Origin of the sequence: Microcoleus sp. B4-D4 (assembly GCF_036705185.1) — a bacterium.
Taxonomy (GTDB): Bacteria; Cyanobacteriota; Cyanobacteriia; order Cyanobacteriales; family Microcoleaceae; genus Microcoleus.
Map to the genome: position 1 here is coordinate 63,740 of NZ_JAUBTX010000003.1, position 21,028 is coordinate 84,767.

A 21,028-nucleotide genomic window follows, 5' to 3' on the forward strand; every position below is an offset into this window, starting at 1 on the left:
AAAGTAGTAAGTTGGGCTAAGTGAAACCTAGGGTTCGCTTCCTCAACCCAACCTACAAATTAGAATTAAGGCGTCGGATTCGGATACTTAGCGTGCACAGAATTAATTTCTGCTACAATCTCTTCAGAAAGCGTCACATCCAAACTGCTGAGATTTTCTTCAAGTTGCGCGAGGCTAGTTGCACCGATAATAGTGCTACTCACAAACCAGCGCGATCGCACATAGGCCAAAGCCATCTGCGCCGGAGTCAAACCGTGTTTGCGCGCAATCTCAATATACGCTTTCACCGCATCATTCAGATTAGTTTTATCGTAACGCTGACCGAATCCAGCAAACAAAGCCAGCCGCGAATTTTCGGGAATTCCGTTCAAGTATTTACCCGTTAAAATTCCAAAAGCCAAAGGACTGTAAGCCATCAATCCCACATTTTTAAAACGGCAAGTTTCTGCCAAATTCATGTGAAAAGTCCGATTGCTCAAACTAAAAGCATTTTGAATCGAAACAACTTTCGGCAAACTGTATTTTTCGGCCAATTCGCAAAACTCGCAAACTCCCCAAGGCGTTTCATTGCTCAAACCCAAATAGCGGATTTTGCCAGCTTTTATCAAGTCAGCAAACACCTCTAACTGTTCCAAAATGGGTACAGTTTCGTGTTCTTGAGTAATATCGTAATCTGGCGCGCCAAATAGCGGCACGTAGCGATCGGGCCAGTGGATTTGATACAGGTCGATGTAGTCAGTTTGCAAGCGCTTCAGGCTATCGTTCAGGGCTTTTTCGACATTTGGGCGATCGATCTGATTTTTCCCTTCCCGAATCCACTTTAACCGAGTGCTTCTGCCCGCCACTTTCGTCGCTATAATAAGCTTATCCCGCTGCTGTTTCGCCAGCCACTCGCCGATATATTCCTCGGTTTTTCCCTGAGTTTCCGGTTTTCCCGGCACCGGATACATTTCGGCCGTATCGATAAAGTTGATTCCTTTGGAAATTGCCAAATCGAGCTGCTGGGCCGCCTCTTCCACAGTATTTTGCTGACCGTAAGTCATCGTACCCAAACAAATTTCAGATACTGATAAATCGCTGTTGCCGAGTTTTTTGTATTCCATGATTTCGATTGCTGCACAATTATCTCATTCTATATTACCGAAAAACCTTGATTTAATTGACAACTCCCAAAAAGTGCGATCGGCTTTCTCCTCTCTTCCTCTTTTCCTCTGCGCTCTCTGCGCCCTCTGCGGTAGAAAATCTTAAAAAAATATCCGCACTTAAATGTTAATATAAATAATTAGTATCCCTGTGGTGTATGAGTAGTCGCCCGCCCAAAGTTCCATTTGTCAATCTGTCCCTGCAACACCAACCAATTCAACCCCAAATAACAGAAACACTTGGGAAAATTATTGAGCGAGGAGACTTTATTTTAGGTCAAGCACTGGCAGAATTTGAAACAGCATTCGCAGCAGCTTCTGGAGTACAATACGGCGTAGGAGTGGCTTGTGGAACAGATGCGATCGCCCTGGGACTCCAAGCTTGCGGCATTAATCCGGGCGACGAGATTATCGTACCCGCCAACACCTTTATCGCCACCGTAATCGCCGTCATTCAAGCCAAAGCAATACCTATCCTGGTAGATTGTGACCCGGAAACCGCTCTGATTGACCTCACAGCAGCCGAAACAGCAATTACCTCAAAAACAAAAGCAATTATTCCCGTACATCTCTACGGTCAAATGGTATCGCCCAGTCAGCTTTTAGATTTTGCCAACCGCCACGATTTAATAATTTTTGAAGATGCCGCCCAAGCGCACTTAGCCGAAAGAGAAGGATACCGCGCGGGTTCCTTTGGGAAAGCAGCAGCATTCAGCTTTTATCCCAGCAAAAACCTCGGCTGTTTTGGCGACGGCGGGATGTTAATTACTAACGATGCAGAGCTCGCAAAAACCATGCGTACTTTCCGCAATTACGGAGCTCTTAGCAAATATTTACATACAGAAATTGGTACAAACAGCCGTCTCGACAATTTACAAGCGGCCATACTCAACATTAAATTGCCATACTTAGAACAATGGAATCGCGATCGCAACTTAGCCGCCCAACATTACAATACTTTATTAGAGCCGCTCAAAGACAAAGGCATTGTACCGATCGCCAATCACAGCAGCAGCGGTCACATTTATCACATCTATGCGATCCAAATTACTGAGAAAAGCCCGTTAGCGAAGCCCGCCCCTACGGGGGCTGCGCCAACGAAGAGGATCGACCGCAATACCCTCCAGCAAAAACTCGCCCAAGAAGGCATTGAAACAGGCATCCACTATCCCGTACCCTGCCACCTACAACCAGCCTACCAAAACTTAGGCAATCCGGGCGACTTCCCCCACGCAGAAACTCTCTGCCAACAGATTTTATCCTTGCCAATTTATCCCGGATTGAGCAATACTCAGATCGAGCAGGTTGTAGGGGCGATCGGGCGATCGTTGAATTGCTAATTGTTAATATCAAGTTATGCTAAAAGTGTTTACAGCAGTAGAGTGCAGTTATCAAAGCATTCAAGTTCAAAATCAACTCACATCCGGTACCAACCAATATCAAAAATCCGTACCTTTTTGAGAAAAGCTATATTAGTGTTCGATGTCAAAAATTAACAAATATTTAACTCACACTTCCCAACCGCTTTCGGCGAACCCAGCGCGGCCATATCAAAACCTCTCAAATTATGCACATCCAGCGCAGAATCCAGATTATTTTCAAGCGATACCTTTTGGGCGAAGGAATCGCGATACTCCTAGTGCTGCTGTACGCCCCCCTGTTAGTACACTGGTACGACGGTTGGTTCAACAAAAACATCAGCATCGAACACGAATATTTCAGCCACGGAATAATTGGTTTGCCCTACGCAGCTTATATTGCTTGGACGAACCGAAAGTGCTGGCTGCGCTTGCCCAACACCCCGCATCTTTTAGGAAGCTTTTTGCTGGTACTAGTGACACTTTTTTATCTGAGTCGCTTAAGCGATTTAGTAAATTTATCACTCCCACTAATGCTGGCCGGCATTTGCCTATGCTTAAAAGGAATCCCCGGCTTAAAATTGCAGGGAATGCCACTTTTATTCGTACTTTTGGCATCACCAAACCACATCCCTTACCTCATAGAACCCTACGCATTACCGCTGCAACACTTCATTGCTGAGGTATCAGGTTTAATATTAATGAAAGTTGGTCTCAACGTCCGAGTAGAAGAAATTTATCTCTACGTCAACAATCGCATTGTAGAAGTTGCGCCCCACTGTGCCGGCTTAAAAATGCTGTTTACCAGTCTTTATGTCAGCTTAATTCTGCTGGATTGGACGGGAGTTTGGAGTTCTCACAAAAAAAGCCTTTTGTTTTTAGTAGTTACATCTATCATTAGCATCACTTCCAACATTCTCCGCAACACATTGCTAACTTACTTTCACGGAACCGAGAGAGAGACGCTTTTTGATTGGCTGCACGCCGGATGGGGCGGAGACTTGTACTCTGCTTGTATACTAGGTTTATTGGTACTTATCCTCAACGGCATGGAAAAGTATTCCCCAAACCAGTATGGCAATTGATGAAACAAATGATTTCAACACAGAAACTACTGCAGCGTTACCAATTATCAAAAATTGTGGTACTGGTATTTTTGTTGGTACTGGTTGGGGCGGTAGCAATTCCCGGCTACGCGACAGGAAAGTGGCCTTGGACAAACCCACCAATTCTTGCAAACCTCAAGCAATTGAAAAGTTTGCGTCAAAACGGGATGACACTTCCCGGCTGGAAAGCGACCAGCGTCGAGAAGAACGTCGTAATTGGCGGTCACAGGTGGTTAGTTCAAGAAATTAAAAATCATCAAACAATTGCCATTTTATTGCTGTTGCCTCAAAACGACCCCAAAAACCAGCCCCAAGTAGAATGGCTAGATATCGATGGATTTCACCGATGGCAAACAGACTCTCATCGCACTTTGAGGTTTAAAGTTAAATTAGCGACAACACCCGACAAGCCGCCATCTACCATCGAGGCTCGGTTTTTCCGAAGTTGGACTCCCCAACAAACTTTTGCGGTCGTGCAGTGGTACGCTTGGCCTAACGGAGGTTCTCCAGCAACCAGCCGCTGGTTTTGGGAAGACAGTATAGCGAGACTGTCGAACCGCCGCGCCTCTTGGGTTGCTGTCAGTATCATCCTTCCCATTGAAGCGCAAAGCGAGATTAAGATAGTTGAACCGCTGCTGGAATCTCTGAGTCAAACTGTTCAAGCTCAATTAATGGCAGAAACTTTCTGAGTTTAATCAAGAGTGCGATTGAAATCGCTTTTATACAAACAAACACCGCGTCTGCGGGCTAGAAGAATCAAAGAATTTAAATTGATTTGGTATCAAGAAAAAAGATTTTTAGTTGAGATTTGCCAAACCAAAATGAAATTTAAAAAATAACTAATTATATCATCTCCGATCGCTTACCATAACAAAAACAGTAGGATCGCGCGTGCGTCAGTCAGTGTCAGCGACCGGATTGCGGACTAAACCGCACTACGAACTAATTTTAGATCGATCGACCGGACAGGATATTATTCCAAATAATACGAGATTTTATCTGCCAATAAAAATGCGGGAAAAATTTACAATTAAAAATCGCGTTGCTTTTTCCTTGGCTGGTCTGCACTCAACAGCTTGGACTCTATCTTTTGCTGCTGTATTCTGGGGCTTTAACGGCAAAATTTTTCCCGAAACAGCTTTAGCTCAATCCGTTGTTCCTAGTGCAGAACAGTTGGTGCCGCCGCCACCACTGCGCGTACCGCCACCGCCAGCCAACTTCAACCGGCAAATTAACCCAGCTTTTCGGAATCGGCCTTACCGCCTAGGCCCTGGAGACCAGATTTCGGTTCAAGTTCAGCGCTTCCCAGAGCTGAATTTTACAGGTGCTATCAGCCCTGAAGGGATAATTGTACTACCGCTGATTGGATCGGTAAATTTGCGAGGTCTGACTGTCGAAGAATCACAGCAGCGACTCCGCGAGCGCTTTTCCCAATTTATCAAAAATCCTCAAGTATCGAGTGCTTTGCTGGTTCAGCGCCCGGTAGTGGTGACGGTGACGGGGGAAGTGGCGAGACCTGGTTTTTATCCGCTGCAAACCCCGCAACTTCCGGCGGCTTTGGCGGCGGCTGCTGGGACTAATCCTACGGCCGAACTGCGGGCGGTGCGGGTGCGGCGGACTCTGCCGGGTGGGGAAGTGGCGGAGCAAGTTGTTGATATTTTGACACCGCTGCAAACTGGTATTGCTCCGCCGGATTTGCGTTTGGAAGATGGAGATGCGATCGTCGTACCGTATAAACAGATTACAGCCGATCGCAAGTCCGATCGAGATTTAGTATCCAGGTACAGCCTAGCCGCTGCCGCCCTTCCCGTCCAAATCACCGTCACCGGAGAAGTCAGCAAACCTGGTTTTTACACGCTTCCGGCTGGTTCCGGTCGAATTTCCGCTGCTTTGGTGATTGCGGGGGGAGTCACGGGAAAAGCCGATTTGCGCGAGGTGCGAGTGCGGCGGACGCTGGTGGACGGCTCCTCAGTGGATGAACCCATCGACCTCTACACTCCCCTAGCCAACGCTCAGGATTTGTTCGATTTTCCTTTGGCCTCGGGAGATGTAATTGTCATCCCGGAATTGGACGCTAGTACCAAAAACCTAGACTACAACAAAGCTCTGGTGGCGCGGTCTACCTTGATTAAGCCCAGGATATACGTTCGAGTTTTGAGTTACGCTAGTGGTAGTTTGACTTCGTTCTACCTAGAAAATGGCAGCAAGTTTTTGGATGCTATCAACAACTTACCTGTAAATCTAGCTGACTTGCGGAAAATGGCCTTGATTCGGTTCGACCAAAAACAAGGTAGAGCTATCAACCGCAAGATAGATGCTAAAGCTGCTTTGGAGGGCAATGTTTCTGAGAACCCGATGCTCGAAGATAATGATGTGATCGTAATCGGTAGGAATCTGGTAGAGCGCCTTGGTTATGTAATCAATACTTTTACTCGACCGTTCCGCGATATTTTGGGTTTTATTCTGTTCTTCGATCAGTTAAGAAATGGGGTAACAAATCTATTCGGCCCATCACCTAATAATAGGTAGGTAATTATTAGGTATTAGTGATGGTTATTAGTTATTAGTTATTAGTTATGATTTACTCAACAGTCAACAGTCAACAGTCAACAGTTAACAGTCAGCAGTTAACAGTTAGGCTCGAAAGCTTAATAACTGAAACACCTCCTACAGTCCTATCTCCTGTAAGTTGCCTTCCTCAAAGGAGGCAGAGCCTCCGGATCTGCATTACCAGGCAGAGCCTGGTAACGAGCAAACAGTCAACGGTCAACAGTCAGTAGGGGCGGTGGATGGTGCGTGCCCGCCCTCTTAGTTGTCAACAGTCAACAGTCAACAGTCAACAATCATTATGACTTTATCAGTTGTAAAACGTTATTTAATTGCTTTCGACCAATACAAGTGGGTGGGACTGGCTACTCTGGCGACGACTGTGGGCGTGTCGGGAGTAGTGGCTTTGCAGCCAACTCCCGCGCCGGTTTACGTTGCTTCCGGTACGCTGGCATACCGCAGGCCGAGCGTGATTTTTTCATCGACTACTACTAAAATTCAACAGGAAGGACAAGAAATAACTAAAGATATGCTGCTGGATCAAGAAAATGTGATTAAACCAGCAGCAGAAAAACTCATCAAAGCCCAAAAAAAACCAAACACAAAAGTAGCAGCAATAGTCAATCCAAAAGAAATGGAAAAAAAAGTACAAGTTTTGACTAAAAAGCTGGCAGACAAGGTGCAGATCAAGATGCCGACTAGGAATAATGACCCCAGCGCTTTGATTCAAGTATTGTACAAAAATGCCGATCGCACAACAGCAGAAGAGGTACTGGAGGTGCTGATGAACGCAATGGTGGAGCGCAGCCAAGATATTAATACTTCTAGATTGCGAGAAACGATCGCCCAAATTCAAGAACGCTTGCCGAAAGTAACTCAGGAACTCAGAGAGACGGAAGCAAAACTAGAAGCCTACGAAAAACGAGAAGGGACTTCAATTTTAGCAGCTCAGAACGGTACGCTGCCGCAAGCGATTACCGGCAGCCAACAGCTGCAGCGGCAACTCCGCGTGCAGTTGGGAGGAATTGAAGCTCAAATTAATAGCTTGCAGGATCGCTTGGGATTGAATGTGGAGCAAGCTTACGTCGCCCAAGCACTTTCTGCCGATCCAATTATTGCACAACTGCGAGTGCAACTATTCTCGATCGAATCTCAGCTCAAAATTCTCCGTAGCGACTTGCAGGAAGAACACCCGAAAATTGTAGAATTGCTCAAACAAAAACAAGCTTTTGACGAGCAGTTGCAGCAGCGACAATCGGAGGTGCTCGGCGGTAACGGGGTGGCGGCACCGCTCAGAAGTACCGATCGCATTCGGATAGACTCTTCTTTAGATCCCGCCAGACAACAGTTAGCTCAAAATTTGATTACTTTGCAAACCCAGCGGGAAATGGTGCAACAGCAAATCAAAGGAGTCGAAAAAACTGAACAACTATTGCGCTTAGAGCACGCCACAATTCCCAACAAGCAGTTAGAACAAGCGCGGCTGATCCAGCAAGTGGGGTTCAAAAAAGCTCTCTATGACAAGATGCAGTCAGCTTTGGTAGACGCTCAAGCGGCGGTAGCGGAGACAACGGGGAGTTTGAGAATCGCCCAACTTCCCAAAACTGATGATGTTGACTCAAACAAGAGAGGTTTACTGGTGATGTTGGCGGTGGGGGGATTTGTAGGATTGCTGCTGGGCGGCGGATTGATATTTTTGTTGGGGATGCTCAACGGCAAGTTTTACAGTTGGGAAGAAGTGCGGGCGGCTTTGGTGGAAAAAGAGGTGCCGATACTGGCAGTTTTGCCTGAAGCGATCGTGTTTGATTCCTACGAGGATGATATGCCTCTGGCTTTGGAACCCAATTCGCCCTATTTGGAGTTTTACGAGCGGTTGCGGACTAATTTGCGTCGAATTGGCGAAAGTCCGGTGAAGGTGGTGTTGTTGACTTCGGCGGCTCCTTTGGAGGGGAAGAGTTTTAGTGCTTACAATTTGGCAATTGCCTCGGCTCGATCGGGCAAACGGACTTTGTTAATTGAAGCAGATTTGCGATCAGCTTCCAACGTAGAATCTTTGAGAATCGCTACAGATCCTCTAGCGGCGGTGGAACCTTTGCACTATTACGGCAATATGAGCGAGTGCATTCATTTGGTTCCAGATGTGGAAAACCTCTATGTTGTGCCGAGTCCGGGCTTTTTGCGACAGGCTTCGGCGGTACTCGAATCGAGTGAAATGCGGAGATTGTTCGAGGATGTTCGCAATCGCTTTGATTTTGTGGTTGTGGATTCTCCGGCGTTGAGCGAGTGCAATGATGCGCTGACGCTGGAACCGTACACGGACGGTATAATTTTGGTGGCGCGGGCTGGTTATACTCTGGCTAGTATGTTGTCTGAAGCTGCGGATCAGTTGCTGGAATTTGACGACGAGGATTCGCATAAATCTGGGCCGCGGCTGTTGGGGGCGATTATCAACGGTGCTGATATTCGGGTGAAGAAGTTCCGCAATGATAACGATATTGATGAGTTGGAGTGGCCTTTGAGTGATGCGGGCGATCGAGCTATTGAAGTGCGATCGAGGCAATTACCGCACCAGTCTAAGCCCAAAAACAAAGTTATTCATAATAAATTTAACTAATTTACGGGGCTTGATTGGACGAGCAATTGCATTCATTCATTCATTCATTCATTCATTCATTCATCAACTATTTTCAAATAGTCTGCGTTCAGCAACGTTCATCAGCGGTTTTCCTGTAAATCAAAAATTTATGCAAGAGTTGTTTAGTCTCAACTCCAAATATCATTATCAAGCGAGGATGAGGCAGCATTTAAATCTGTCTGCCTCTCCCACTTGACATTGGTGACAACTTTAAAAGTTATCACCAATCTTTAAGACTTAGTAACGCAAATCGCTAGTCAAAAAACGCACTGAGCAAATTGGTTAAAGGCGACCAAACTAGCATCTAAGCCAGCAATAGATTCGGGGCACTGCTTCCCATAATCGGCTCTTTGGGTAAATTCAACCAATTATCTGTGGCACCGAAATTGCCGATCGAGTTAGTGGAATTAATCCCGACGTCAGAGGAAGTTCCTGGGCTTGCCATCGCCATTCGGCCCAAAGAGTTGGTGAAATTGCTCATCCAATCCCCGTTCTGAATATCGGTACTGCCCTGCAAGAGAATCCCATTTGGCCCGACATTGCTGACTTGGTTGTTCGCATTAGCCGCAGCAAAGTTAGTAATTGGATCGTCGAAGACAAGGCTCGATGCAGTTAAGGTACCAGCGATCGGAGCAGGAGCAGGTGCAGGTGCAGTATCATTGTCTATGATGCTCAAAACCGTGCTGCTTTGGTTTCCAATTGTGGCGCCTATAGGGCTAACCAAAGTTAAACCGAGAGTTTCGTCACCCTCAAATAAAGTGTCATCGATAATGGGAATGGTGATGGTTTTGGGTACTAAATCCCCATTGCCAAAATTGACAGCGATCAAACCATTAGTGTAATCAGGGCCGGCTGTAGCAGTACCATCGGACAAGCTCACCGTCGCTGAGACTGCACCGACACCACTACCAGTACGAGTGACTGTCACTGCTGAAACAGGCGTTCCATTTTCGTTGACACTGAAGAACGGGGCGCTGAATTGCAGGGTGCTGTCATTGTCTACGATCGTCGTAACGGCGGTACCTTGGGTTCCAATCGTGGCATTGCCTGTCGGGTTAACCAAACTTAAATTGATAGTTTCGTTACCCTCCACCAAAGTGTCATCGATAATGGGAATATTGACTATCTTGGGTGCAGAATCCCCAGCGGCAAAATTGACAGGGATGGCAGTATTGTCGTAGTCAGCAGGGGCAACAGCAGTACCATTACTGAGGTTCACGGTAGCTGAAACTGCACCGGTACTACTGCCAGTGCGAGTGACTGTCACGGCTGCAACGGCCGTTCCATTTTCTCTGATCCTGAAGGTAGGAGCACTAAATTGCAGGGTGCTGTCATTGTCTATGATGTCCAAAGTGGCGCTACTTTGGGTTCCAATCGAGGCATTGCCTGTCGGGCTGCCCAAACTTAAATTGACAGTTTCGTTACTCTCCAACAAAGTATCGTTGACGATCGGAATATTGACCGTCTTGGGCGCAGAATCGCCAGGGGCAAAATTAACAACGATCGCATTAGCATTGTAGTCAGCAGGGGCTGTAGCAGTACCATCGGTTAAGCTGACGGTGGCTGAGACTGTACCAGAGGTTACACCAGTGCGAGTGACTGTCACGGCTGCGATCGGCGTTCCATCTTCGTTGACACTAAAGGTAGGGGAACTAAATTGCAGGGTGCTGTCATTGTCTACGATGGTCGTAACGGCGGTACTTTGGGTTCCAATCGTGGCATTACCTGTCGGGTTAATCAAACTTAAATTGACAGTTTCGTTACCCTCGAACAAAGTATCGTTGACGATCGGAATATCGATCGTTTTGGGTGTAGAATCGCCAGCGGCAAAATTGACAACGATCGGACTATTGGCGTAGTCAGCAGGGGCTGTAGCAGTACCATCGGCCAAGCTCACCGTCGCTGAGACAGCAGCCACACTACTGCCAGTACGAGTGACTGTTACGGCTGAAACGGCGGTTCCATCTTCTCTGATTCTGAAGGTGGGGGCGCTAAATTGCAGGGTGCTGGTCGGGACAGCAGCGTCATTGTCTACGATGTTCAAAGTGGCGGTACTTTGCGTTCCAATCGTGGCACCTGTCGGATTGGCCAAAGTTAAGTTGACAGTTTCGTTACCTTCCACCAAAGCGTCATCGACAATAGGAACGACGATCGTCTTGGGTGTAGAATCCCCAGCGGCAAAATTGACAGGGATGGCAGTATTGGCGTAATCAGCAGGGGCTGTAGCAGTACCATTGGTGAGGTTCACGGTAGCTGAGGCGGCAGCGGTGCTGCTACCTGTGCGAGTGACTGTCACGGCTGCAACGGGCGTTCCATCTTCGTTGACGCTGAATGTGGGGGCGCTAAATTGCAGGGTGCCGACAGGGAGAGTGTCATTATCTACGATGTTCAAAGTGGCGGTACTTTGCGTTCCCAAGCTGACACGGCTGGTGCCGGTGGGATTGGTCAAGCTTAAGTTGACGGTTTCGTTACCTTCCACCAAAGCGTCATCGACAATAGGAACGACGATCGTCTTGGGTGTAGAATCCCCAGCGGCAAAATTGACAGGGATGGCAGTATTGGCGTAATCAGCAGGGGCTGTAGCAGTACCATTGGTGAGGTTCACGGTAGCTGAGGCGGTGCCGGCGCTGCTACCTGTGCGAGTGACTGTCACGGCTGCAACGGGCGTTCCATCTTCGTTGACGCTGAAGGTTGGGGCGCTAAACTGAAGGCTAACCGGATCTTGAGTCCCTTGATATTCAATGTTCCGCAGCAGGTAGTCGGAACTATCGTCTTTGAAAGAGGTGGCGGTGTAGGCAGCGGTGGGGGTATCGTAGGCTTTGGCTGAGAACCGCAGTTCGTCAAAACTAATGTTGCTCAGAGGGTTTGCTTCTATTTTGAATTTGAAATTGCCATCGGTGCGATCGCCCGTGAATGTCACTCCATCTGAACCCACAGTAATGGGTTTTACGACTGCGGGAGAGTTTAGACGAGTAATCGTAAAATTGCTGGCCGGTACGAGAGTCCCATTATTAAAGATTTGCAGCAAACCAACTTCATTACCTTGATCGCCGAGTCCGGGGTTAGTTTTGGGACTCAATGCGCTGAGGTCGATCGTCGCGCTATTAATATTTTGGTCTTCTGCCCATTTCAGCTTCAGTACCTGAGATTGACTGGTGTTCGGATCGTAATTAATTTCCGCCCGATTTTTATTAGGATCGGTGAACCAACCACTATAAGAGGATGGCACACCAATACCAGGGGTGCTGCCGTAACTCAACCAACTTTTAGGGTTTTCATTCGTTGGTAAAGTGAGATTGGCGATCGCTTGAGGATTGAGGTAATCTGTTTCGACGCCATCAAAAGCTACCCCAGACAGTTTAATGCCTTGATTCTGGGCAGCAGTAGGCCATTTTGTGATTAGGTCATTGACGCTGGTGAAATTAGTGGTTTGACCCAAAGAACCATTGAAAGAAGTAGGCATAGCTTTTCTTTTGGTAGTAATTAAGGATTGGAAGTGACTGAAACTTTCAGCGTTGGGCTATAGTTCTCTGTCACGGTAAGAAACATTTCATCCTCAATAACTTCGATCCGGAAAAATTTTCCGATATTTTTTTTATTCCTAGACGCACTCAGACACAAAAACCGCGTTTTTTACCTTATTTGCCGATAACAACGGGTATTTTCGTAAAAACTCGGTTTTTGGCGATCGATACGTAAGTTTTAATTTTTTCATTTCTGTAACAAGCGTTTTTTTACATCCGTACAGGAGAGCTTAAATAATTGTCGAAATCCGTAAATTTACCTATAAGAATTATCAAAATATGTGAAGGTGTAGTTGGACAGCAGCGGTGTTCTCTCTGCATCCTCAAGGTGAATACCGTTAGATTAAAGTTTTTTGTTATTGCCAGGAATGAAGTATTTGTAGAGTGCTTCAAAACAAAGATAGTAGCGAAACAATATCGAAAAGCTTGCAGCAACGCACACCCGCGACAATATTTGAGCCAACAAACCCAAAAATTGTTTAGTAGCAATACTTTTAAAAATTGCTATTAAAAGCAATAGGCTTGGGTGAGAAGTTATCGATTGCGAGGAACGGATCGCAAAAGCTAACGTTCCTCGCAATGAACGAAATAAATTACTAATACCTCAAATCCCTATCTGAAACCCTGTGTAAACCAGCGCCGCATCAACTCAACTTGGAAACAATAACCATCGCCAACTTCCTCAATCAACTCCCGTTGCAGAAGCAAAATGAGAGTATCAAAACTATCAGCAAACTCTTGCATAATAGTTTCCCGGCTAACGATTTCTCCTTCCCCTTGTGCTGCCAAAAACTGCAAAACAGCTAATCCTGCCGCATCTACTTGATTGTTTTGAATATCGGCAAAGAATAAACTGCCAACACTTAAAGCCTCTGGGATTGCTACTTCCACATCTGCTAAAGTTGCCAGTCGGCGGATAGAGGGGTCTTGCTCGTTTTTGAGGGCGATAATTTCAGCGCAGAGGAGTTGTATTAGAAAAGGGTGACAGCGGGTGAGTTGCAAAACTCGCTCAACTGCATCGGCTTCGTAGCGCAGGGTAAAATCTGGGACTGGTTGCTCAATTAGTTGACGCGCTTCGGGTTGTTTCAGGTAGCTGATATGAACAACTTGGACATTGATTAAATAGCTAGCCCAACGCTGAAATTCTTCTATGGTATGGCTACCAGCTAGCATTATTTTGAAGCGAGGACGATGTTGAATGAGGTGACGCAACATTCCCAGAACATCTTGCTCGTCGAAACGTCCTTTTCTGATAGCATCATCTAGCGCCTCGAATTCATCTAAGGCAAGCAGGGCGATATTTTCTTGTAGCACTGCTTCTACTTTGTCTAGCCATTCATCAAAGCAGGTGAAAGGGTCATCTTGCAGTGTTTCGCGGTCTAGAGATGGAAGAGTTAATGCACTTTGGCGCTTGGCTGAGTTTGCCATACTCCTAGCGATATTGTAGAGAAACCCAGCAGAATCACTTGCTGATGAAACTGGGCCTTGTAAGTCTACAAACATGGGAATAATATTGCTTGGTAGCAAGCGTCCTAGGTTGTTGAGTAGGGAAGTTTTGCCCATGCGCCGTTGACCGTAGAGTAACAAAGGAGGGCGGCGGCGGTCTAGGAGTAATTGCTCGATGCGCGTGCCGATATCAGTACGCCCGGTGAATATTTCCTGCTGTTCTGTCAGGGGTACGCCGATGATATAAGGGCTGTCAATTTCTTGGCGAAGTTCGACTGCTTCTGCTAGTTCTTGTATATAGTTGGTAACTATTTCAGACCAATGGGTAGCAATAGGGCGAAAACGAACAGAATATTTATCGCTGCTGCGGGTGAATTCTCGTATTAAATTGTTTAATTTTTCGGGTACAGGAGTGAGGGCTAAACGCTGGTTGTAAGCACTTTTCTGGTTGAGGGCTGCATCTACGTCTTGGCTGATATAACTGAAGCTACTGAGTAAGGCGCTAACTGGGCTGTTTAATTCGCTAATTGGTATACTGCCGTGAGCGTTGCTGATTGCTATTATATCTGTACAATTTTCTAACTCCGTTGCATCTAGCCCTTCTATTTGTACCGCTTGTGCTGCCCAACGCTGGAGACCTGTACTTAAATAATGGAGTGCAGCTTTTCCCTCTTCTGGATTGCGCTCTGTTACTAAGAGAAGGTGCTTGTCTAAGCCAAGCAGAGGAAGGCGTTGCCACTCATACCAAAAAGCGGAATGCCAACGTAAGAAACTGGGTTTAGTAGCTGTACGTCGTTTGTCTAGTAGGTAGAGCAGGATATTAGATAATGTTAGGAATGGATAGAGTAAGACTGGCAGCCATAAGTTTATAGTGAATCCCACGAAGAACGCCACGCCCGACATCACGCCCGACATCACGCCCGACATCACGCCCGACACCACAATCAACACCACGCTCAACCCCACGGAGAACGCCACGCCCGACACTGTACCTGATGTCACGCTCAACGCCACGCCCAACGCCACGCTCAACGCCACGTCAGACATCACGCCCGACACCACGCCCCGCTCCACGCCCCACAGCAGACCCGACATCATGCCCGACACCATGCCCCACGCCACGCCCCACTCCACGCCCCACAGCATACCCGATACCATGCTCCACGCCACGCCCCACACCACGCCGAACATCACGCCCCAGGCAATCTTCTCTACTGGCACACCTAATAGCCAAAGTATGAAGACAACAACAATTGAATTAAATAGGACAGGCAAAATTAGGAATGCTTGTATTAGACTCTTCCACAAAGCTAAGTCATTAGTGCGCTTGAGGTAGTTTTCCCAAGATGACGGACGAAAGAACAACCAGAATAGCAATTGCAGGCTACCCAGAATTAAGTTGGGGTGCTGTTCGGGTGAATTGGTATAGGCGTTGCGCGGTACATTTGGCGATGTCATTTCGATTAGGATTTTTTCAGGGATTACACATCAAGACCAAAGAAACCGGGTTTTTTACCTGATCTCCGGGCTACGACGAATAATGTTCGTAAAAAACCCGGTTTCTGACTATTCGTGGGTAAGTCTTATTTTGTCAGTTTTATCAGCATGGATATTCAGTACAATCCTTGCAGCGCTTCCCATTCTTGGAGAGGTAAAGCAGATTCAAAGGGGTCATCGTAGCGATCGACCGTCCCTTGCAAGGGATAATGCAAACTATGGATAATTGTCTGATTAACCCAACTAATACCAATTTCATAAAGTAGCGCTAGATATTACCCCCCCAACCCCCCCTTACTAAGGGGGGGCTAAGACTTCATCTATACCACATCTTTAGAAAAATGGTATAAGATAATTATTTAATTTTTCATAATCCTGCAATTCTTGTAATTCTTCGGAAGTGAGTTCAGCTACATTTTTTTTGGCCGTTAATATTCCAATTCGCTCCAGGAAAAACCTAGAAGCGCGAAATACCATAACTCCTTGTGCTAACTCCACCCTCACAGATCCTTCTCTTGGCAAAGTTTTGGGTAAACGCTCCAACCTTATCGGTAAATTAGTTGTCATAGTCTCGCTCTCAAAATGTTAGTTTCATTTTATTTAGATTGTAAATCAGCAAAGGGTTTTAGTTGCTCTAACCCTTCTTCCTGCCAATCATCCCCTGTTTCCCCCTCTTCCAGACTAAATAATCGTTCTCGGCAAAGGATTTGCAGCAGCAGAGGCCAGCATTTACTTTGATTCAAAATCCACTCAACATCCTCATCAGGAAAAGGTATGGGCGAACTGCTTATCAACTCCCGCGCCTCAGATTCAGTCATAGCTCCCAGAGTTGTAGTATATCCAAAGATATTGAAAAAAGGCGAACTATGTCCCGTGCTACTCGCTAATTCAATCGGTGATTCAGGAGCTGCTAAAATAAACCCTAGATTCCCATTTGTTTGGTTTGTTGCCAAAGAGCGCAAACTTTCCCAAAACCCATCATCTAATTCGGGACAGCGTTGTAAACCTACACCAATTTCGTCTAGTAAAATGACAGTGGGCTGATGTAAATTATAACTAACGACATCCATAAATCTATCCAAGTCGCAAGGGTTAGGCACTGCCATTTTTAGGCATTCTAAAATGTAGCGCAGCAGCCCTTCCCGATTCTGAAGTCGCGAATCTTGAAAATCTACAAATATCCAGCGATAGTTTTCTGGATTGGGCAACCAATCAGATTTTTGATTGGGACGTAACTTTTCTATTGGGGTGGTGGTAATGTTTTTTAAGTATTGTAGCAGAGAAGTCTTGCCACTGCGCTTTTTGCCGATAATGGCGGCATTTTGCAGGGGCTTTCGTTTGATCAAATTGAATAGGCGTTTGAGTTCCTTTTCGCGTCCAAAGAAGCAGCGCGGATTGGTGATGGGATTGCCGGTGATGAAGGGTGAAGTTTCCGATTCGTTAGAATCTGCCGGTTGGTTGGCACGAGCAACAACATAGTCACCCTGATCTAGATTTAATTTAAGCGCCTCAAACAGAACCTTAAGCGAGCTTTTGCTGGCTTTCCGACCTTCCACTATGTTATCGACTGTATCACGATGTAAGGTTTCGTTGTTAAGTTGAATTTTTTCGACTATCTTACCGATGACGTATTTCTGACTGACACCTAACCGATCTATGGCAGCCTGAAGCTTCTGCCGTCCTTCGGGGGTCAGTATCAAACCACGATCGCGCTTTTGAGTTGGTGAATTCATCAGTTGGCGGAGTTTAACTTTCGGGTGACGATGTTTCCGAACTTAAGAAAGATAGCGATAGTTTATACGAACTTAAGCCAGTAACCAAAGTCTAACACCGATCTCAGCCTCTTAGCCTGAAAAGCTAGCTGGAACTAGCATCGTCAAGTTGATAACTCAAAACTGACAAAGTTCTTGCTTATCGTCTTCAGAGTCGTCCCTAAGCTGCTTGAACTGCGGAAAAATAAGGATTGTACTAATTAAATAACAGCAATGCGTAATAACAAATTAAATACCAACCAACTATCGCGCAATAATTCTAGCAAAATCGATCGCACTCCTGAACAAGAAATTTTGCATCAAGCTCATTTCTATTCTGTGGCAATACGTGGATTCATCATCACCAGTGTTTTGCTCTATTTTGTAGGTATCGGTTCCTTTGTTGCTGGCACATTTCCAGAAGGAACAATTAACACCGCCAGCGAGTTGACAATCAAGATTCTCTTTGTACTCGTCAAGATCGATCGAGAAAACACCGATCGCCTCGATCGCCTATCCCAACAATTTACAGACAAAGACTAACCACAGTATAACCGCTGGCCCGATCGCACTCGGCACGGCAAAATCCAACCGGGGCGATCGCCCGCCAGCTTCTATCATCAGTCATTGATCGGATGTGATTGCTTAAAAATTTTGAGCGCTATTGATTAGATTCCGGGCGTTTCTGGCGTTTTTGCTGCACAAACTGTTCCAAATCCGCGATCGCATCTTCAAAATCCGACAAATTAATTTTCGCAGGTTTAGCCTTCTTCGGCGGACTCGAAGGCTGACTCGCAGACTTAGCTTGAGGAGGCGGAGACGGAGGCTGCGCCGCTTCAGTGTTGGCAGTTTCTATATAATCGAACAATTCATCCAGGGACTGAAAAAAAGATTGAGCCGAGGCCCGGCGTGAATCTTTGCGATCGTCGTCTTCCATCATAAGCTACTCCATAGACTTTAAAACTTGCCGAGAAACTCCGCCCCCCGGCGCGTACAGATATTGGACATCAAAACCCCAATCAGCTAAAACCATTGAGAAATTTTACTTTGAGCCGAGACCAGATCCACCTCGCATCCCCCTTAAGAAGGGTGACTTCGATCGCCTCTTGTTCCCTCATTTTTAAGGGGCTGCGAGGGCGATCGGGCCTCTTAAGGGAAGTAGGGCTTGACTTCGATCGCCTCTTCCCCGTTCTTCAGGGGCTGCGAGGGCGATCGGGACTATAGGATCAAACACTAAACCCGCACTGCATTTGACGTGGTTGTTGACATCAACCGGCATTGTCAGCCCTCAAAGTCTATCTAACTTTACCCGCCCAGTCAGTGATTTGAAACTTGGGGCGCACCGAGATCGAAACCATTGACCCTAAAAAAATCTCATTTACTGTCTAATTAACCCTAGTCTAGTCGAGAATAAGGACACAGGACTTATCAGAAAATTGGGTTGAAAACCCCGTCCTTTGAGGACGGCTTTTTTGCATTGTTAAGTAAAATAACAAATCCATCTTCACAAATGAATATGGTAGAATAACTAAATCAGACAAGATGTAAAAACCTACCTCCGGACTGGGGGAAAGTCTACGCCCAAAACATTTTTGAGGAGATATGACTGTGCACGTAACGTGCAAATGCGGTCAGCCTGGGAACCCTAGCAATAGGGATATTAAGACACAAATGTCTTAAGAATCCCCGTGCCTTAAGGCCGGGGAGTGTCAAATAAAATACCCTGAAAACCCTGTGATTTTAGTCCAGGGATGAAAGGGCATGGCAGGATTTATCCTGCCTATCAGATCTAACAATTGCACAAATGTCTGGCTAGTGTGCTATCGTCAACAAAGTCGAAAGTTGCGAATTTTGAGAAATCAAGTATCTAGCTGTTCAGCAGTACGGATGCTCAAAATAATTAATCACAACCAATACTAAAGTTCTGAACCGATTAAATCGTCTAAATCGTCAGTAAAAGACGTTAAAACCTACCCCCGGACTGGAGGAAAGTCACGACTGAGGAGCTAGTTGTAAGACTAGGATAGCAGACCGCCATGTGGCAAAAGGATTGCGCCCGGAAACCCTGACAATAGGGATATTAAGGCTGGAAAGTCTTAAGAATCCCCGTCGCTTGAGCGCGGGGAGTGTCAAGCAACTATTGCCGCTGTTCTAAGGTTGCGATCGCAACCTACAAGCTTAAAATGACGGACAGACGGTGTTTTTTGCTTGAGTCCTAAGATTTCAAAGGCATTAGGAGATTTTAAGGTGACTCAGGGATTTGATTACGATTTAGCAATTATCGGCGCTGGCGTGGGCGGACACGGCGCGGCCATACACGCGGTTAGCTGCGGGCTGAAAGTGGCAATTATCGAAGCGGGCGATATGGGCGGAACTTGCGTCAATCGCGGCTGCATTCCCTCTAAGGCGCTGTTGGCCGCTTCCGGGCGAGTGCGGGATTTGCGAAATGCCCACCACCTCAAGACTTTGGGTATTCAGTTGGGAAACGTGGATTTCGATCGCTCTTCGATCGCCAATCACGCTAATACTATTGTTAGCAAACTTCGCGGCGACTTAACCAACAGCCTCAAACGTTTAAACGTCGATATCATCCAAGGTTGGGGCAAAATTGCCGCCGCTCAAAAAATTACTGTCGAAACAGATAAAGGCGAGAAAACTATTACCGCCAAGGATATTATTCTCGCTCCCGGTTCGATTCCTTTCGTTCCCCCAGGGATAGAAATTGACGGCAAAACTGTATTTACCAGCGACGATGCTGTCAGATTGGAATCATTACCAAAGTGGATCGCAATTATTGGTAGCGGTTACATCGGTTTAGAGTTTTCGGATATTTACACAGCATTAGGCTGCGAAATTACGATGATTGAAGCTCTAGATCAATTGATGCCGACTTTTGACCCGGATATTGCTAAATTAGCAGAACGAGTGTTAATTGCACCCCGCGATATTGAAACAAAAGTGGGTTTGTTGGCTAAAAAAATTATTCCCGGTTCCCCGGTAATTATTGAATTAGCAGATTTCAAAACGAAGGAAGTTGTTGAAGTTTTGGAAGTTGACGCTTGTTTGGTAGCAACTGGGCGAGTTCCGGTAAGCAAGAATTTGGGGTTAGAAACTCTTGGCGTGGAAACGATGCGCGGTTATATCCCTGTTAACGATAAGATGCAGGTTTTGGTGGCTGGAGAACCGATCGCGAATTTGTGGGCGATCGGCGATGTTAATGGCAAAATGATGTTAGCGCACGCTGCATCGGCCCAGGGAATTGCGGCTGTCGAAAATATCTGCGGGCGATCGCGCGAAATTGACTATTTGAGCATCCCGGCGGCGGCGTTTACTCACCCGGAAATTAGCTATGTGGGGATGACGGAACCTGCGGCGAAAGAGTTAGGAAAAGCTGACGGGTTTGAGGTCGCTTCTGTCAAGAGTTATTTTAAGGGAAATTCTAAGGCTATTGCGGAGGGTGAAACCGACGGTATGGCTAAGGTGATTTACCGGAAAGATACTGGGGAATTGTTGGGAGTTCACATTTTTGGTTTGCACGCTTCGGATTTGATTCAGGAGGCGGCAAATGCGATCGCCCAGCGCGATTCGGTCAACACTTTAGCGTTCCGAGTTCACACGCACCCGACGCTTTCGGAAGTGCTGGATGAGGCTTTCAAGCGGGCGGCTGGAGCGGGTAGTCATTAATCTGTAGGGGCTGTTTTCTTGTTTTATATCCCCGACTTGTTGAATAAGTCGGGGATTTCGGTATTCTGTTTTAGGGCGGCGGTAGAGAAAGTTAAAGGAGATGAAAGTGTTCGCAATTGCAACTTTTAGAGAGAAACTGGTTTCTGAGATTTACGCAAGGGCCGAGAAACCGGGTTTCTACGAGTTTTTGATTGGGTGACGAGAAATATAGAGAGAAACCGGTTTCTGAAATTTACGCAGAATAGATATCAAATGGGTTCTATAGCGGTTCGATCGCGTTGTGAGGATAGCCCTATGCCCTATGCCCTATGCCCGACATTACCTCATATGAGAGCTCG

14 protein-coding genes are annotated in these 21,028 nt (G+C 46.4%); 7 read left to right on the forward strand and 7 right to left on the reverse strand.

Annotated features, from left to right (window positions below; genetic code table 11):
• Positions 1 to 65: 65 nt before the first annotated feature.
• Positions 66 to 1,103: an NADP(H)-dependent aldo-keto reductase gene (locus QUB13_RS03530; protein WP_333379003.1), complete on the reverse strand. Its 1,038-nt coding sequence runs from the start codon at positions 1,101 to 1,103 to the stop codon at positions 66 to 68.
• A 197-nt stretch (positions 1,104 to 1,300) separates the two neighbouring features.
• On the opposite strand from QUB13_RS03530, the gene QUB13_RS03535 reads away from it, so the two are divergent.
• The 5 genes from QUB13_RS03535 to QUB13_RS03555 all read left to right on the forward strand — a co-directional run bounded on the left by QUB13_RS03535 (position 1,301) and on the right by QUB13_RS03555 (position 8,767).
• On the forward strand, positions 1,301 to 2,482 hold the full coding sequence (locus QUB13_RS03535; protein ID WP_333379005.1) for a DegT/DnrJ/EryC1/StrS family aminotransferase: 1,182 nt from the start codon (positions 1,301 to 1,303) through the stop codon (positions 2,480 to 2,482).
• Positions 2,483 to 2,709: 227 nt separating this feature from the next.
• Positions 2,710 to 3,585: a cyanoexosortase B gene (crtB, locus tag QUB13_RS03540; protein WP_333379007.1), complete on the forward strand. Its 876-nt coding sequence runs from the start codon at positions 2,710 to 2,712 to the stop codon at positions 3,583 to 3,585.
• A gap of 8 nt (positions 3,586 to 3,593) precedes the next feature.
• Positions 3,594 to 4,295 (forward strand): cyanoexosortase B system-associated protein, encoded by a 702-nt coding sequence (locus QUB13_RS03545; RefSeq protein WP_333379010.1) that lies wholly within the window; start codon positions 3,594 to 3,596, stop codon positions 4,293 to 4,295.
• A 214-nt stretch (positions 4,296 to 4,509) separates the two neighbouring features.
• Positions 4,510 to 6,135: a polysaccharide biosynthesis/export family protein gene (locus QUB13_RS03550; RefSeq protein ID WP_333379012.1), complete on the forward strand. Its 1,626-nt coding sequence runs from the start codon at positions 4,510 to 4,512 to the stop codon at positions 6,133 to 6,135.
• Between the two features lie 319 nt (positions 6,136 to 6,454).
• On the forward strand, positions 6,455 to 8,767 hold the full coding sequence (locus QUB13_RS03555) for a GumC family protein (RefSeq protein WP_333379014.1): 2,313 nt from the start codon (positions 6,455 to 6,457) through the stop codon (positions 8,765 to 8,767).
• Between the two features lie 325 nt (positions 8,768 to 9,092).
• Here the strand turns inward: QUB13_RS03555 and QUB13_RS03560 are convergent, their stop codons facing one another.
• The 4 genes from QUB13_RS03560 to QUB13_RS03575 all read right to left on the reverse strand — a co-directional run bounded on the left by QUB13_RS03560 (position 9,093) and on the right by QUB13_RS03575 (position 16,988).
• Complete coding sequence (locus QUB13_RS03560) at positions 9,093 to 12,251, reverse strand: Calx-beta domain-containing protein (protein WP_333379016.1); 3,159 nt, start codon at positions 12,249 to 12,251, stop codon at positions 9,093 to 9,095.
• A gap of 673 nt (positions 12,252 to 12,924) precedes the next feature.
• Positions 12,925 to 15,216: an AAA family ATPase gene (locus QUB13_RS03565; RefSeq protein ID WP_333379018.1), complete on the reverse strand. Its 2,292-nt coding sequence runs from the start codon at positions 15,214 to 15,216 to the stop codon at positions 12,925 to 12,927.
• Between the two features lie 372 nt (positions 15,217 to 15,588).
• A complete protein-coding gene (locus QUB13_RS03570; RefSeq protein WP_333379020.1) occupies positions 15,589 to 15,822 on the reverse strand; it encodes a hypothetical protein in 234 nt (77 codons plus the stop codon).
• A gap of 29 nt (positions 15,823 to 15,851) precedes the next feature.
• Entirely contained in the window at positions 15,852 to 16,988 is a 1,137-nt protein-coding gene (locus tag QUB13_RS03575) for an ATP-binding protein (protein ID WP_333379022.1), read from the reverse strand.
• A 252-nt stretch (positions 16,989 to 17,240) separates the two neighbouring features.
• Here QUB13_RS03575 and QUB13_RS03580 point away from each other — a divergent pair, with 252 nt between their 5' ends.
• Positions 17,241 to 17,549, forward strand: a complete 309-nt coding sequence (locus tag QUB13_RS03580; RefSeq protein WP_333379024.1) for a hypothetical protein — start codon at positions 17,241 to 17,243, stop codon at positions 17,547 to 17,549.
• Positions 17,550 to 17,667: 118 nt separating this feature from the next.
• Here the strand turns inward: QUB13_RS03580 and QUB13_RS03585 are convergent, their stop codons facing one another.
• Both QUB13_RS03585 and QUB13_RS03590 read right to left on the reverse strand, forming a co-directional pair.
• Entirely contained in the window at positions 17,668 to 17,946 is a 279-nt protein-coding gene (locus tag QUB13_RS03585) for a hypothetical protein (protein ID WP_333379026.1), read from the reverse strand.
• A 180-nt stretch (positions 17,947 to 18,126) separates the two neighbouring features.
• On the reverse strand, positions 18,127 to 18,285 hold the full coding sequence (locus tag QUB13_RS03590; protein WP_333379029.1) for a hypothetical protein: 159 nt from the start codon (positions 18,283 to 18,285) through the stop codon (positions 18,127 to 18,129).
• Between the two features lie 968 nt (positions 18,286 to 19,253).
• On the opposite strand from QUB13_RS03590, the gene lpdA reads away from it, so the two are divergent.
• The gene (gene lpdA, locus QUB13_RS03595) at positions 19,254 to 20,690 is read left to right on the forward strand and encodes a dihydrolipoyl dehydrogenase (protein ID WP_333379031.1); all 1,437 of its coding nucleotides are present in this window, start codon (positions 19,254 to 19,256) and stop codon (positions 20,688 to 20,690) included.
• Positions 20,691 to 21,028 lie beyond the last annotated feature (338 nt).